The organism is Aestuariicoccus sp. MJ-SS9 (assembly GCF_032586235.1).
Lineage (GTDB): Bacteria > Pseudomonadota > Alphaproteobacteria > Rhodobacterales > Rhodobacteraceae > Aestuariicoccus.
This window is the reverse complement of the sequence record NZ_JAWHTD010000029.1, coordinates 15032-29317: the sequence shown is the minus strand read 5'-3', so window position 1 is coordinate 29317 and position 14286 is coordinate 15032. Positions and strand designations below refer to the sequence as shown.

Annotated in this window: 13 protein-coding genes; 8 read left to right on the top strand and 5 right to left on the bottom strand. The window is 67.0% G+C overall.

Features of this window, described 5'->3' with window-relative positions; genetic code table 11:
- Window positions 1–16: 16 nt before the first annotated feature.
- The gene (locus tag RXV88_RS16765) at window positions 17–976 is read right to left on the bottom strand and encodes a porin (RefSeq protein ID WP_316294644.1); all 960 of its coding nucleotides are present in this window, start codon (window positions 974–976) and stop codon (window positions 17–19) included.
- 267 nt (window positions 977–1243) lie between these two features.
- Here RXV88_RS16765 and RXV88_RS16760 point away from each other — a divergent pair, with 267 nt between their 5' ends.
- On the top strand, window positions 1244–1738 hold the full coding sequence (locus RXV88_RS16760) for a DUF3576 domain-containing protein (protein ID WP_316294643.1): 495 nt from the start codon (window positions 1244–1246) through the stop codon (window positions 1736–1738).
- 208 nt (window positions 1739–1946) lie between these two features.
- Window positions 1947–2720 carry a c-type cytochrome gene (locus tag RXV88_RS16755; protein WP_316294642.1) on the top strand — a complete coding sequence of 258 codons (774 nt, stop codon included), beginning with the start codon at window positions 1947–1949 and terminating at the stop codon, window positions 2718–2720.
- Between the two features lie 45 nt (window positions 2721–2765).
- Here the strand turns inward: RXV88_RS16755 and RXV88_RS16750 are convergent, their stop codons facing one another.
- Window positions 2766–4025: a glycosyltransferase gene (locus RXV88_RS16750; protein WP_316294641.1), complete on the bottom strand. Its 1260-nt coding sequence runs from the start codon at window positions 4023–4025 to the stop codon at window positions 2766–2768.
- A 198-nt stretch (window positions 4026–4223) separates the two neighbouring features.
- On the opposite strand from RXV88_RS16750, the gene leuS reads away from it, so the two are divergent.
- The 4 genes from leuS to RXV88_RS16730 are packed head-to-tail and all read left to right on the top strand — an operon-like array spanning window position 4224 to window position 8878.
- Window positions 4224–6779, top strand: coding sequence for a leucine--tRNA ligase (gene leuS / locus RXV88_RS16745; protein ID WP_316294674.1), 2556 nt, complete (start codon window positions 4224–4226; stop codon window positions 6777–6779).
- Window positions 6766–7257: an LPS assembly lipoprotein LptE gene (gene lptE, locus RXV88_RS16740; protein ID WP_316294640.1), complete on the top strand. Its 492-nt coding sequence runs from the start codon at window positions 6766–6768 to the stop codon at window positions 7255–7257. The genes leuS and lptE overlap by 14 nt, the downstream gene beginning before the upstream one ends.
- Window positions 7254–8279, top strand: a complete 1026-nt coding sequence (holA, locus tag RXV88_RS16735) for a DNA polymerase III subunit delta (RefSeq protein ID WP_316294639.1) — start codon at window positions 7254–7256, stop codon at window positions 8277–8279. Before lptE ends, holA begins: the two co-directional genes overlap by 4 nt.
- Window positions 8280–8290: 11 nt before the next feature.
- Window positions 8291–8878: a glutathione S-transferase family protein gene (locus tag RXV88_RS16730; protein ID WP_316294638.1), complete on the top strand. Its 588-nt coding sequence runs from the start codon at window positions 8291–8293 to the stop codon at window positions 8876–8878.
- Window positions 8879–8929: 51 nt separating this feature from the next.
- On the opposite strand, the gene RXV88_RS16725 is transcribed toward RXV88_RS16730, so the two are convergent.
- On the bottom strand, window positions 8930–10123 hold the full coding sequence (locus tag RXV88_RS16725) for a TIGR03862 family flavoprotein (protein WP_316294637.1): 1194 nt from the start codon (window positions 10121–10123) through the stop codon (window positions 8930–8932).
- Between the two features lie 335 nt (window positions 10124–10458).
- On the opposite strand from RXV88_RS16725, the gene RXV88_RS16720 reads away from it, so the two are divergent.
- Window positions 10459–10752: an HNH endonuclease gene (locus tag RXV88_RS16720; protein ID WP_316294636.1), complete on the top strand. Its 294-nt coding sequence runs from the start codon at window positions 10459–10461 to the stop codon at window positions 10750–10752.
- Window positions 10753–10755: 3 nt separating this feature from the next.
- Here RXV88_RS16720 and trpS read toward each other — a convergent pair whose 3' ends face one another.
- Window positions 10756–11790, bottom strand: a complete 1035-nt coding sequence (gene trpS, locus RXV88_RS16715) for a tryptophan--tRNA ligase (RefSeq protein ID WP_316294635.1) — start codon at window positions 11788–11790, stop codon at window positions 10756–10758.
- 95 nt (window positions 11791–11885) lie between these two features.
- On the opposite strand from trpS, the gene RXV88_RS16710 reads away from it, so the two are divergent.
- Window positions 11886–12572: a rhomboid family intramembrane serine protease gene (locus RXV88_RS16710; RefSeq protein WP_316294634.1), complete on the top strand. Its 687-nt coding sequence runs from the start codon at window positions 11886–11888 to the stop codon at window positions 12570–12572.
- A gap of 225 nt (window positions 12573–12797) precedes the next feature.
- Here RXV88_RS16710 and RXV88_RS16705 read toward each other — a convergent pair whose 3' ends face one another.
- Window positions 12798–14282, bottom strand: a complete 1485-nt coding sequence (locus RXV88_RS16705; protein WP_316294633.1) for a phospholipase D family protein — start codon at window positions 14280–14282, stop codon at window positions 12798–12800.
- Window positions 14283–14286 lie beyond the last annotated feature (4 nt).

Here is a 14286-nt window from a genome sequence, read left to right as displayed (position 1 = left end):
CGTTAGGCAGTAGTCCTTAGAAGGACATTGCCACACCCAGCGAGAAGGTGTCTTCGTACGGATCGTCGCCTGCGCCGTAGCCCAGCTGAGCAACGAGACCGCCGCCGAGATCGTAGTTGACGGCCAGGCCGTAGCCTTCGACGTCGCCACCCGGCAGGTCATAGACGCCGTAGTTGAAGCCGATGGTCAGGGCGTTCATGGAGTAGCCGAGGCCAACTGCCATGTGGCTTGCATCGTCTGCGCCGCCGGTCGAGTCGTCGGTCCAGTGGCTGTAGTTCAGGATACCCTGCAGGCCGTTGTTGAACGTGGTGCTCAGGCTCAGACCGATGATCTGGTCATAGACGAACGCGCTTTCGTCCACCTGGATGTAGCCGAGGCCAACGCCCAGGTCGAGACCGGCCAGCTCTGCGTTGTAGGACACACCCACTGCGAAGCTCGGGTCGAAGTTGTCGAAACGGTCGGGCGACATCGACACACTGGCGGTGAACGAGTCGAACGCGTAGTCCAGACGGATTTCCTGGCCGCCGTAGGCTTCGTCCAGAGCGGAGTTGCCGTTGTAGCCGGGGTGCACGGTGTGATCGTCGTTGATCGCGCCGCCGATGGCGGTTTCGGTCAGACGAGCGTCAAATGCCGAGTCGGTGTCGCCGACGGTCAGGGTCATCGGGCCGAATGCCATGAAGATGGTCGAGTCGGGCAGACGCGCTGCGTCGGAGGTGTCGCCGTCGCCGTCCAGCTCATCCAGGTCGATGCTTGCACCGAAGGTCAGGCCGTTGTCAGCTTCGCCAGTCATCGAGAAGGTCACGTCGATGTCGGTGAAGACGCGAGTAGTATCCGATGCGAGCGGCGAGGCGCCGTCGCCAGAGTCATTTTCGTTCTGGAAGATACCCAGTTCAGCGTAGCCGCTGAGGGCAACTTCAGCCGATGCGATGCCAGCGGTGGCGACCAGCGCCGTGGTGGCAAGAAGAATGTTTTTCATGATTTCCCTCATGTGTTCGTAAGGCACGTACCAATCCGGTCGCCCGGTGTTGATGGGGGTTCTATGCTCCTGCGAGGGGGTGCATTGCAAGCGATCGAAAAACGCCGCGCGCAACAAGGTCGTCAGTGATGCGCATTTGCCACAAGCTTTTCAGGCCCCGTTCCGACTGTCGTTCGCGCGGCGCGGGAAAGGCGGTAACTTCGGCTTGTCCGCAGGCCCGGTGGCTTGTATGCAAAGGCTTGATTGCGCATGAGCAGGAGCGACGTCATGACCGGACCGACAAGAATTCTCGGCTTTGGCCTGATGGCGTCGGTGATCGCGCTTTCGGCTTGCAGCCGTGGCAATCAGGCGCCGGTGGAAACCCGGCCCGCCGACGAAATCATCGATGACATCATCTACGAAGACCGGCCGCGTCCGCGTTCGACCATCTGGGACCTGTTCCGCGAGCGTCCCGATGCAGGGCAGATCGGATCGGTCAACAAGTATATCTGGAACGCCACGCTGGAAACGCTCGATTTTCTGCCGGTCGAATCGGTCGATCCCTTCACAGGGGTGATCGTCACCGGCTATGGCCGCCCGCCCGGCGGGGGACAGGCTTATCGTGCCACGATTCTGGTCAACGATCCGGCGCTCGATGCACGGTCGCTGAACCTTGCGCTGATGACCCGCTCGGGGCCCGTCAACGCGGCCACCCTGCGCGCGGTCGAGGACGCGATCCTGACCCGCGCCCGTCAGCTTCGACGCCAGGACAGCAATCTCTGACACTGCCGTCGCGCCCCTGCGGACAGACGCACGGGCGCTCCGCGGCCATAGGCCGGGGCCCATCCGCCGCCGGCGGGTGAAGGGCGCGGTTAACTGCGCAATCCCGAAATTTATGGTATGGTGCCCCGAAACGCGCGTTTTGGCAGCCTTGGGAATCGCAACCGGGGCAAGGGGGACGAATGCGTGTTTCAAACGAATCCGGAATATTTTGACATCGGTCTGCGTCTGCGCGGGTCTGGCCGCTCCGGCCGGGGCGAGCGATGACGACGGCCACGATTACGGACATGACGACCAGGCGGCGCTGTTCATTCACGGCGCACCCAGCAATCCGTCGGAAGCATGGCTTCTGGCCGCCGGCGGCCGCATCTACGACAACTGGATGGACGCCTTGGACCGCGATGCGCCCGAGGGCACTCATCCCGCCTATCCGGCCACGGCCAAGCAGGCCGGCGAATCTACCTGGCGCTGCAAGGAATGCCATGGCTGGGATTATCTCGGCGCCTCGGGCATCTATCGGAAGGGCAGCCACCATACCGGTATCAAGGGCATAGACGGCGCAATCGGCGACGACCCGGCCGAGATCGCGGCGCTGCTGCGCGCCGCCCCCCATGGCTATACCGCCGACATGATCACGGACGACGAACTGACCCGGATCGCGGCATTCGTCTCGCGCGGGCAGATCGACATGACCAAATACGTCGATACTGAAACCCGGGCGGTGATCCCGGGCGATATCGACAAAGGGCGTGCGGTGTTCCAGACGATCTGCTCGGCCTGTCATGGGTTCGACGGGCGCAAGCTCGACTGGGGCGGCGCGGACGGGCCGGCCTATGTCGGCACCGAGGCGGTGGCGGCGCCGGACGAGGTCATGAACAAGATCCTGAACGCCCATACCGGTGTCGAAATGATCAACCTGCGCGCCTTTGGCGACGAGGCCGCGGGGGACGTGCTGACCTATATCTCGACCTTGCCGCAGGAGTGACCCCGGCCACCTGCCGGGCCGCGCTGCAAGCGCCGCAGGACCGGGTCAATCCCGCGGCGGGCGCGGGTCCAGCGTGGCCAGGTGGTCGACCCAGTCGAGATGTTTCGGCAGGCAAACGCTTTGCAGGTCGTAATGCGCGCGGACATGCGCGCGCGCGGCCTTGCCCAGCCGGGCGCGCGCCTCGGGATCGTCGAGCAGGTCGCAGAGCCGGTCCACCAGCCCGGCGTGGTCGAAGAAATCGACCATGCGGCCGGTTTCGTCTTCGGTCAGGGCCTCTTTGACCGGGGCGGTGTCGCTGGCCAGAATCGCGCATTCGGCGCTCATCGCTTCCAGCAGCGACCAGGACAGCACGAAAGGATAGGTCAGATAGACGTGCACCCGGCTGACCTGCATCATCGACAGGAACCGGTCGTAGGGCACCCGGCCAAGGTAATGCACGCGCTTCCAGTCCTCGTCTGAAATCTGGTCGCGCACCTCGTCGATGTAGATCTGCTTCCAGGTCTTGCCGTCGGGCGCCTTGGCGCCATAGCTGACCTCGTCGCCGCCCAGCAGCACCACCTGCGCCTTGGGGCGCCGCCGCAGGATCTCGGGCAGGGCGCGCATGAAGATGTGATAGCCGCGGTAGGGTTCGAGATTGCGGTTGATGAAGGTGATCACCTCGTCCTCGCGGGTCAGCACCTTGCCATCGGTCACTTCCAGCCGCGCGTCCGGGTTCGGCGCCACCACATCGGTGTTCACCCCGTCATGCGCCACCGTGATCCGGTCGCGGTAATGGTCGGGAAAGGTGCCCGCCTGAAACGCGGTCGGGCTGATGCCCGCATCCATCACCTCTTCGTGCAGGCGGTTGTTGAGGTTCTTCATCCGAATCCGCAGCCTGTCGGCCTCGGGCGATTTCGACGGAAACTCCGGGTCGAAATTCAGGAAGGGCTCGGTCGTCAGGTGATAAAGCTCGCAATAAAGCCCCAGCCGCGCCTCCGGCCAGACGTCTTTCAGGAACATCGGCTCGCCCCAGCCGTGATGGGCCAGGATCACATCCGGCGAAAAGCCCTGCGCCTTCAGCGCCTGCGCGCCCCGGTAGCAGCTGGTCGCGCGCAGCAGCTTGGTCTCGAAATCCGCCAGCCAGGGGTGGATGCCCTTGGTGCTCTGCCCGGTGATCTTGTAGGGCACCACCGCGACGCCGCTCCACTTGGTCGGTTTGTCGACCTTGGGCGTCAGCGCCACCACCTGATGACCGCGCTGCGCCAGCGCCGGGGCCAGATGTTTATACTGACCGGGAAAGTTCTGGTGGATGCAAAGGATCTTCATGAATGCCGGGCCTCGCGGAATTTTCCGCATTTTCTGCCACTTTCCGCCCCCCGCGCCAATGCCCCCGACAGCCGCGGGGCGGCATTTCACGGGGCCGGGTGGCGGAAATGTCGCCTTGGACTGGACGCTGCGCGCGCCGCGTCCTATCACGCTTGCCAAACCCGCACCGCGCCCGCCGCGATGGACAAGGACAGACAGATGTCGCGCTACGACCCCGCCGAGATCGAGCCGAAATGGCAGAACGCCTGGGACGAGGCCCAGACCTTCCGCGCCGACGCCGGCTCGGACAAACCGAAATACTACGTGCTCGAGATGTTCCCCTATCCGTCGGGGCGCATCCACATCGGACATGTGCGCAACTACGCCATGGGCGACGTGATCGCCCGCTATAAGCTGGCCACCGGCCACAACGTGCTGCACCCCATGGGCTTCGACGCCTTCGGGATGCCCGCCGAAAACGCCGCCATGGCCAGCGGCGGGCACCCCAAGACCTGGACCTACGACAACATCGACACCATGGTCGCGCAGATGAAGCCGCTGGGCTTCGGGCTCGACTGGTCGCGCATGTTCGCCACCTGCGACCCGGAATATTACGGCCAGCAACAGGCGCTTTTCATCGACTTTCTCGAGGCCGGGCTGGTCTACCGCAAGAACGCTGTGGTCAACTGGGATCCGGTCGACATGACCGTTCTGGCCAACGAACAGGTGATCGACGGCAAGGGCTGGCGGTCGGGCGCGCCGGTGGAACGGCGCGAGCTGACGCAGTGGTTCTTCAAGATCTCCGACATGGCCGAAGAGCTGCTCGATGCGCTCGACGGGCTCGACGACTGGCCCGCCAAGGTCAAGCTGATGCAGGCCAACTGGATCGGCAAATCCCGCGGCCTGCAATTCGCCTTCAGCACGATCGACGGCCCCGACGGGCATGACCGGATCGAGGTCTACACCACCCGCCCCGACACGCTGATGGGCGCGTCCTTTATCGGCGTCTCACCCGACCATCCCCTGGCCCGCCAGCTGGAAAAGGACAACGCCGACCTGGCCGCCTTCAACGCCGAATGCCGCAAGATGGGCACCTCCGAAGAAGACATGGAGAAGGCCGAGAAAAAGGGCTTCGACACCGGGCTGCGCGTCCGCCATCCCTTTGACACTGCTTGGGAATTGCCGGTCTACGTGGCCAACTTCATCCTGATGGATTACGGCACGGGCGCGATCTTCGGCTGCCCCGCGCACGACCAGCGCGACTTCGAATTCGCCACGAAATACGGCCTGCCGATCATCCCGACCTTCCTTCCTGCCGAGGACAGCTCGCCCGAGCTGGACGAGGCCTTCGTGCCGCCCAAGACCGATATGGTCTACTGGACCAAACCCTTCGGCTGGGACGCCCAAACCACCGGGCAGGACGCCATCGACGCCGCCATCGACTTCTGCGAGGCCAATGGCGTCGGCCAGGGCGTGACCAAGTTCCGCCTGCGCGACTGGGGCCTCAGCCGCCAGCGGTATTGGGGCTGCCCGATTCCGGTGGTCCACTGCGGCACCTGCGGCGTGGTGCCCGAGAAGAAAGAGAACCTGCCCATCGAACTGCCCGACGACGTCAGCTTCGACACGCCGGGCAACCCGCTCGACCGGCACCCGACCTGGCGCGACTGCGCCTGCCCGACCTGCGGCGCGCCGGCGAAACGCGAAACCGACACGATGGACACCTTCGTCGATTCGTCGTGGTACTTCGCCCGCTTCACCGCGCCCCATGCCGAAACGCCCACCGACATGGCGCAGGCCGACTACTGGATGAACGTCGACCAGTATATCGGCGGCATCGAACACGCGATCCTGCACCTGCTCTATTCGCGCTTCTTCGCACGGGCGATGCACATCACCGGCCACCTGCCGGCCAAAAGCAAAGAACCCTTCAACGCGCTCTTCACCCAGGGCATGGTGACCCACGCGATCTACGTCACCAAGGATGCAAACGGCCGCCCGGTCTATCACTACCCCGAGGATGTCACGCTCCGCGACGGCAAGGGCTTTCTGGCGGACGGCACCGAGGTCGAGATCATCCCCTCCGCCAAGATGTCCAAGTCCAAGAACAACGTCGTCGACCCGATGAACATCATCGCCGAATACGGCGCCGACACCGCACGCTGGTTCGTGCTGAGCGATTCGCCCCCCGAACGCGACGTCGAATGGACCGCCGCGGGCGCCGAAGCGGCGTTCAAGCACCTGGGCCGCGTCCACCGCATCGCGCAACAGATCGCTGACGCCGAAGAGGGCCCGCAAGGGACCGATGAGGCGCTCCTGCGCGAAATGCACAAGACCATCCACGACGTCACGATGGGCGTCGAATCCTTCGGCTTCAACGCCGCCATCGCCAAGCTCTACGCCTTCACCAACACGCTGGCCAAATCCGGCGCGGGCAGCGCCGCCAAACGCCAGGCCGCGCGCACCCTGGCGCAGCTCATGTCCCCCATGACCCCGCACCTCTCGGAGGAGGTCTGGTCGATGCTCGGCGGCGAGGGGCTGGTCGCCAACGCCCCCTGGCCCAAGGCCGATCCGGCCATGCTGGTCGAGGACAGCGTCACCTTGCCGATCCAGGTCAACGGCAAGCGGCGCGGCGAAATCACCGTGCCCCGCGATCTCGGCAAGGACGAGATCGAGAAACAGGTGCTGGCCCATGACGCGGTGCAACGCGCGCTGGACGGCGGTCAGCCGAAAAAGCTGATCGTGGTGCCGGGCCGGATCGTCAATGTGGTGGTCTGACCGCCGCCTCTTCCTGCTGGGGGGGCTCTCGGCCCTCTCGGCCTGCGGCTTTGCGCCGGTCTACGGCCCCGGCGGCGCGGCCAATGCGCTTGTGGGGCATGTCGGGCTGGACGCGCCGGCCAGCCGCAACGACCAGCTCTTTCAGCAGCGCATCGAAGAGCGCCTGGGCCGCGCCGAAGCCCCGCGCTTTCGCCTCGCCACCATCATCGAGACCGACACCAGCGGGCTCGGCACCACGGCCGACGGCCGCACCACCCGCTTCCGCATCCTGGCGCGGGCGCAATTCGCCCTGCGCGAGACCGGCAGCGAGCGGCTGATCACCGATGGCCGCACCATCGCCTTCACCGGCTATTCCGCCAGCGGGTCGACCGTGGCCACACTGGCGGCGGAACGCGACGCCTATGCCCGGCTGATGACCATGCTGGCGGATCAGGTCATCGACCAGCTTCTGGTGGCCGCGCCGGACCTGCCGCAATGAAGCTCGGCCCCCGCGACGCCCCGGCCTATTTCCGCCGCCCCGACCCCGACAAGGCCGGGATCCTGATCTATGGCGAGGACGCCATGCGCGTGGCGCATCGGCGGCAGGAACTGATCGCCGCCCTTGTCGGCCCCGAGGGCGAGGCGGAAATGCGCCTGACACGAATCCCCGCCGCCGAGCTGCGCAAGGACCCCGCGATGCTGCTGGACGCGGTCAAGGCGCAGGGCTTTTTCCCCGGCCCCCGCGTTGCCTTTGTCGAGGACGCCACCGACGGGCTCGCGCCCACGATCACGGCGGCGCTCGAGGATTGGAACCCGGGCGACGCGCAGATCGTGGTCACCGCCGGGCAGCTCAACGCGCGCTCGGCGCTGCGCAAGCTCTTCGAAGGCGCGAAAGAGACCTATGCCGCCGGCATCTACAACGATCCCCCGGGCCGGGCCGAGATCGAGGCGGCGCTGGCGAAGGCCGGGCTGGCGCAGGTGGCCGGCCCCGCGATGGAGGCGCTGACCGCCCTCTCGCGCGAGATCGACCCGGGCGATTTTCGCCAGACGCTGGAAAAGGTCGCGCTCTACAAGATCGGCGACCCCGACCCGCTGAGCCCCGACGAGGTGGCGCTGATGGCCCCGGCGTCGACCGAGGCCGACATGGACGACATCTTTCATGTGCTGGCCGAGGGACGGACGGGCGATATCGGCCCGATGATGCAGCGGCTCAAGGCGCAGGGCGCCGCGCCCGTGACGCTTTTGATCTTTGCGCTGCGGTTCTTCCGGACGCTGCACACGGTGGCCTCGGACCCGGGCGGGCCGGGGCAGGGCATCGGACGGCTGCGCCCGCCGGTCTTCGGCCCCCGCCGCGACCGCATCCTGCGCCACGCGCAAGGCTGGGGCGCGCCCAAGCTCGAAGAGGCGCTGGGCTATATCATGGACACCGACCTGAGCCTGCGCTCCGCCGGGCAGAGCGCCCCGGCCATGGCCCTTGTCGAACGCTGTTTCATTCGGCTGGCCATGCTCAGCCGCAAATAAGGAGAGGCCCCTTGGGATATACCGTCATCGGCGCTTTGCGCACCCGCGCGTTCCGCGTGCTCTGGATGCTGGAGGAACTGGGCGAGCCCTTTGAGCATATCGCCGCCGCGCCGCGCACGGACGAGGTACGCAGGCACAGCCCGCTGGGGAAGGTGCCGGTTCTGCTCGACGGGGAGGCGGCGATCCCCGACGGCACCGCGATCCTGACCTATCTGGCGGACAAGCACGGCGCATGGACAGCCCCCGCCGGCACTTTGGCACGCGCCCGGCAGGACGCCTGGACCTTCCGCATCCTCGACGAGGTGGATGCGCTGCTCTGGACCGCTGCGCGGCACAGCTTCATTCTGCCCGAGGACGAGCGCGTCCCGGCGATCAAGGACAGCGTCAAGGCGGAATACGCCCGCAATATCGCGCGCATTTGCGACGAAATGCCCGGGCCCTACCTGATGGGAGAGGCGCCGAGCGTGCCGGATATCCTTTTGTGCCACTGCGGCGGCTGGGCGCAGAATGCGCGGTTTCCCGAACCGCCCGAGGCCTTTGCCGCCTATCTGACGCGCCTGCGCGCGCGGCCCGCCTTTCAGCGCGCGGCGGCGCTTTAACCCGCTGCACGCCGGTGGGGCGGGCCGGGAGGTCCCGGGTCAGGCCCGGGACTATGTTGCGCTTTCCTCAGCGTCCATCCAGGCCGCCGCATGCCGTCCGGCCCAGAGCCCGGTGGCGAGGCAGGCGGTCAGAAGATAACCGCCGGTCGGCGCCTCCCAGTCGAGCATTTCACCCGCGCAGAAGATGCCCGGGCGTTTCGTCAGCATCAGCCCCGCGTCCAGTTCCGCGAACGGCACGCCCCCGGCGGTCGAGATCGCCTCGTCCATCGGCCGCAGCCCGGTCAGGGGCAAAGGCAGCGCCTTGACCAGCCGCGCCACAGCCGCCGGATCGCGTGGCAGCGGGCGGGCGAATTCCATCAGCAGGGCGCGCGCGACGGCGGTCAGGGGCAGTGCCTTGCGCAGGATGTTGGACCAGCTGGCCTTGCCCCGGGGCCGCGACAGGCGTTCGGTCAGCGCCTCCTGCGTCAGGTCGGGCGCGAGGTCGATGGTCAGAACCGCCCCCTCGCGCAGCGCGGGGGTCAGCGGATAAAGCGCGCCGCCCTCCAGCCCGGTCCGCGACAAAACGATCTCGCCCCGGCTGGTCAGGCCTCCGGCGCTCAGCACGATGTTTTTCAGCGGCTGGCCGAAATGCGGGGCCATGTGGTCGGACCAGTCGGCGGTGACCCCGGCATTGGCGGGGGCGAAGGGGGCGACCCGCACGCCCAGGGCCTCCAGATGCGGCACCCAGGCCCCGTCCGACCCCAACCGCGCCCAGCTTGCCCCGCCGAGGGCGAGCACGGTGGCATCGGCCCGGATGGTCTGCGGGCCGTCCGGCGTGTCGAACCGCGCCGCAGCCCCGTCCCATCCGGTCCAGCACCAGCGTGTCCGCCGGTCGATCCCCAGCCCGTCCAGCCGCGCCAGCCAGGCGCGCAGCAGCGGCGAGGCTTTCATCGCCTCGGGAAAGACCCGGCCGGAGGAGCCCACGAAAGTGGGTTGACCAAGCCCCTGCGCCCAGCGTTGCACGTCATCCGGCGCGAAGGCGTCCAGCATCGGGCGCAGGGCGTCCTCCGCCGCGCCGTAATGGGCGAGGAAGGTGGCCAGGTCCTCGGCCTTGGTCAGGTTCAGCCCGGATTTGCCAGCCATCAGGAATTTACGGCCAAGGCTCGGCTTGGCCTCGGTCAGGATGACCCGGTGCCCAGCGCTCAGCAGCGCGTCGGCGGCCATCAGCCCCGCCGGACCGCCGCCGATGACGAGCGCGGTCTTCATGCCGGGCGGCCTCTGGCGGACATATGCGCTGCACTTCGGACACGCGGGAACCCAGCGCGCCATCGTGCCAGAGCCGTCGCCCGGACGGCAAAGACTACTGCGCGGTTTGCGAGGTCGGGCTGGCCCGACAGGTCCCCGGCCATTCTGTGCTCCCTTGGGTCCGGCGTGGCGTTATGGCCCCCGTCATGCCGCTTTGACCCGAAGCGCGCAAGTGGGGCGGCGGCGGGCCGTGATCCCCCGGAGGGAAATTGCCCGGCCGCGGGAAGGCGCCATATATTGACGGACCGCACCGCGCCGTGCCGGTCTTCGACGTCACCCCAAGGAAAGGCCCAGGTTTGCCCGATCCTGTCTGCCCTCTGTGCCTGCGGCCCATCCCGCCGGATGTGCGTCAGAGCCTGCACCACCTTGTGCCGAAGCTGAAAGGCGGCAAGGGCGGGCCGACCGTGCTGCTGCACCAGATCTGCCACAACGAAATCCACGCCACCTTTACCGAGGCCGAGCTGGCGCGGGACTTCGATACGCCCGAGGCGCTGCGCGCGCATCCACGGATGCGCGGGTTTCTGGATTGGGTGGCCAAACGCCCGCCCGGCTTTCACAAGCGCAGCGCCGGCGGGCGACGCAAGCGCTAGCGTTTAGCGGACCATGCCGACGATCTCGTAGGTGCGCTCCAACACCGGGGCGGCGATGGCGCGGGCCCTGTCGGCACCGCCGCGCAGGATCGCGTCGATCTCTGCTGGGTCCTGCATCAGCCGCGCCATCTCGGACGAGATCGGTTCGAGCTTGGCCACGGCCAGATCCGCCAGCGAGGGCTTGAACGTGCCGAATTGCTGACCTGCATGTTCGGCAATCACCTGCTCGGGCGGAATATCGGCCAGGGCGGCGTAGATGTTGACCAGGTTGCGCGCCTCTGGGCGGTCGTCCAGCCCCTCGAGCGTGTCGGGCAGGGGCTCGGGGTCGGTCTTGGCCTTGCGGATCTTGCGGGCGATGGCATCGGCGTCGTCGGTCATGTTCAGCCGGCTCATGTCCGACGGATCGCTCTTGGACATCTTTTTGGACCCGTCGCGCAGGCTCATGACCCGTGTCGCGGCCCCCTCGATCACCGGTTCGGTGATCGGGAAGAAGTCGACGCCGTAATCGTGGTTGAACTTGATCGCGATGTCGCGGGTCAGCTCCAGATGCTGTTTCTGATCCTCACCGACGGGCACATGGGTGGCGTGATAAACCAGAATGTCCGCCGCCATCAGCGCGGGATAGGCAAGCAGCCCAAGCGATGCGTTCTCCTGGTTCTTGCCGGCCTTGTCCTTCCACTGGGTCATGCGCTTCATCCAGCCCATGCGTGCGACGCAGTTGAAGATCCACGCCAGCTGGGTGTGCTCGGCCACCTGGCTTTGATTAAAGAGGATCGACTTTTGCGGGTCGAGCCCCGAAGCGATATAACCCGCGGCCAGCTCGCGGGTCTGCTGGCGCAGCGTGTCGGGGTCAAAGAGCGTGGCGGTGATCGCGTGCAGATCGACCACGCAATAGATCGTCTCGACCCCGCTGTCCTGCATGTCGACGAAGCGTTTGATCGCGCCGAGGTAATTGCCCAGCGTCAGCCCTCCGGACGGCTGAATTCCGGAAAACACGCGTTTTGTGAAGGCGGGAGAGGTTTGGACCCCCTCGGACATGGCAATTCTCCATCTGGAAGTTTGGCTGTGCGTGCCTTACCCATGCCCCGGACCACCGTCAAGAAACCCCGGACCGATCACCCGAGGACCGCGCCATGACCCATCCGCACAACGAAACGCCCGTCAATCCGCTGCCGCCGGTTGTGGCGGCGTTGTTTCTGTTCATCGCGGGGATCGAGCTGGCCTTTTCGCTGGGCGCGCGGGGGATCATAGGCGGGCCGGGCGCTGTGGGCTGGCGGCTGGCCGCGTTGCAGCAATACGCCTTTTCGGGCGAGATTCTGTCCTGGATGTGGGCGACCGGCAGCTGGCGGTTCGAACATCTGATCCGCTTCGTCACCTATCCTTTCGTGCACGCCACCTTCACCCAGGCGCTTTTTGCGGGCGCGATGCTGCTGGCGCTGGGCAAGATGGTGGCCGAGGCGATGGGCGGCGTGGCGATGCTGGCGGTCTTCGTCGTCTCGGGTATCGGCGGGGCGCTGGCCTACGGCGTGCTGCTGAACGACCCGCAGCCTTTGTTCGGGGCGTTCCCGCCGGTCTACGGGCTGATCGGGGCGTTCACCTATCTTTTGTGGATGCGGTTGGGGCAATTGGGCGCGCCGCAGGTCCGCGCGTTTTCGCTGATCGGGTTCTTGTTGTTCATCCAACTGCTCTTTGGCCTTCTGTTCGGCGGCGGCAACGACTGGGTGGCCGATCTGGCGGCCTTTGCCACGGGGTTCAGCCTGTCGATCCTGCTGGTGCCGGGCGGATGGGCGCGGTTGCTGGCGTACTTGCGGCGCGGTTAGGCCTTAGTTCGGTGCTCCCCCAGTCGCGGAATCAAGGCCGAAGGCCGCCGCGACCAGCGCCTGCCCGTCCCGGCGGGCTGGCGCTTTGTCGACGTGAGCGTGCCGATCACGCGAAGCAATGACTGGGCAGGGATAAAGCGCGCAGAACGGATGTTGCAGCGCCACCCCACGGGCAGGCGCCGGTCGCGGCTTACCGTGCGCGTGGCCTCTGCGACCAACTCCGGCTCAGAACATATCGTCAGGCAGAAACGGAAGCCGCTTGGAAAACCTGTCTGCGCTTTCCATCGGGAAGGGCATCACGAAGCCCGTCCGCGTCCCGGGCTCCTTGGCCATGTTGGCCAGCGCCGCCTGCCGCCATGTCGCGGCCTTGGCCGTGTCGCCCGGGGCATCCTCGCCCAGCCACTTCTCGGCCAGCCGTTTGCGCAGCGCGGCCACCGTGTCGGGGCGGCGGAAGAGGACCGAGGCTTCGGTATCCCACCGCAAGGACCGGCCGTTGAGGTTGGCCGAGCCCACCAGCCCGACCGCATCGTCAATCAGCAACACCTTGGCATGCACATAGACCGTCCCGCCGCCCTTCAGCGCCGGGGCGTCGCGGCCCGCGGCCCAGGGCTGCGCGGGCGAGATCAGCGCCGCGCGGTCGCCGAAGGCCGCCGCGATCCGGCGCAGGGCGCGGAATTGCAGGCCGTGGGCGTGCCGCGCATCCCAGCCGTCGTCGCCGTCAAACAGGATCCGTTCCGGCGCCGGCGGCAGAACGACCACCAGCTGCAGATCCGGAGCACGGGCGGCCGCGGCCACAAGCGCATCGGCGACGGGCTTGTGCCGCAGGAACTGCGTCTCGATATAGATGTGCTCCCGCGCCTCGCCGATCAGCGACAGCACGGTCTTTTCATGGTCGGTGATCCTCGGTGTCGGGCCCAGCCGCGTCAGGCCGGGGCATGGGGCCGAGACGGTGCGGATCAGGCGCAGATCCGGCGGGGCCTGCGGCCGGGTCGGCATGTCGATCGGCAACGCACGCTCGGCCAGCGACGGCGCGCCGCAGATAAGTGCTGCGTTCCAGGTGTCGACGAAATGCCCGCGCAGCGCGCCGCTGAAATCGGCGTCCTCGACCGACATGCTGACGTCGTGCCAGGTCTCTTCGGGGCTCTGGTCGTGCTTTTCAGTGTCGAAGCGGCGCTGGTTGATGTCGATGCCGCCCACGATAGAGCGCGTCCCGTCGGCCAGGGCGAACTTCTGGTGGATCGTGACCGGGCGCAGCACCGGCGCGGTTTCCAGAATGTCGCGCTGCACCGGGGTCAGACGCGTGGGGTCGCTGGCGCGCAGGGCGCTCAGCGTCTTGCGCAGGCGGGCGCGCATGGCGAGGTGCCAGAGCCGCCCCGCCGCCTGCCCGTGCGGCGCACAGAGGATCTGCACGTCGCCGACGATAACATCCGCAAAGCCCGAGGCCGACCGCCACGCCAGACGGTGCAGCGATTGCGCCAACAGCGGGTCGAAATCGGCGATGATCAGCCGCAGCCGCACGCCGCGCCGCACCACCCAGGTCAGCAGATCCGCCCAGGTGTCGAGCCCCCGCTCGCGCAGCTCGGGCGCGCGCAGCTTGGTGGCCGGATCGAAGATGCGGAACGACATCATCAGCTCTTCGCGCGCGCCTGCGGCCAGGCGTTCGAAGGCGGGGAAGGCCTCGTCGGCGGTGATGAGCGGGGTCAGGGTCATCGGT

Bases quoted from the DNA above. Each gene is read 5' to 3' on its own strand.
- RXV88_RS16750 (WP_316294641.1), bottom strand. From the start codon at position 4,025: ATGAAGATCCTTTGCATCCACCAGAACTTTCCCGGTCAGTATAAACAT.
- leuS (WP_316294674.1), top strand. From the start codon at position 4,224: ATGTCGCGCTACGACCCCGCCGAGATCGAGCCGAAATGGCAGAACGCC.
- RXV88_RS16725 (WP_316294637.1), bottom strand. From the start codon at position 10,123: ATGAAGACCGCGCTCGTCATCGGCGGCGGTCCGGCGGGGCTGATGGCC.
- lptE (WP_316294640.1), top strand. From the start codon at position 6,766: ATGTGGTGGTCTGACCGCCGCCTCTTCCTGCTGGGGGGGCTCTCGGCC.
- RXV88_RS16710 (WP_316294634.1), top strand. From the start codon at position 11,886: ATGACCCATCCGCACAACGAAACGCCCGTCAATCCGCTGCCGCCGGTT.
- holA (WP_316294639.1), top strand. From the start codon at position 7,254: ATGAAGCTCGGCCCCCGCGACGCCCCGGCCTATTTCCGCCGCCCCGAC.
- RXV88_RS16705 (WP_316294633.1), bottom strand. From the start codon at position 14,282: ATGACCCTGACCCCGCTCATCACCGCCGACGAGGCCTTCCCCGCCTTC.
- RXV88_RS16760 (WP_316294643.1), top strand. From the start codon at position 1,244: ATGACCGGACCGACAAGAATTCTCGGCTTTGGCCTGATGGCGTCGGTG.
- RXV88_RS16765 (WP_316294644.1), bottom strand. From the start codon at position 976: ATGAAAAACATTCTTCTTGCCACCACGGCGCTGGTCGCCACCGCTGGC.
- trpS (WP_316294635.1), bottom strand. From the start codon at position 11,790: ATGTCCGAGGGGGTCCAAACCTCTCCCGCCTTCACAAAACGCGTGTTT.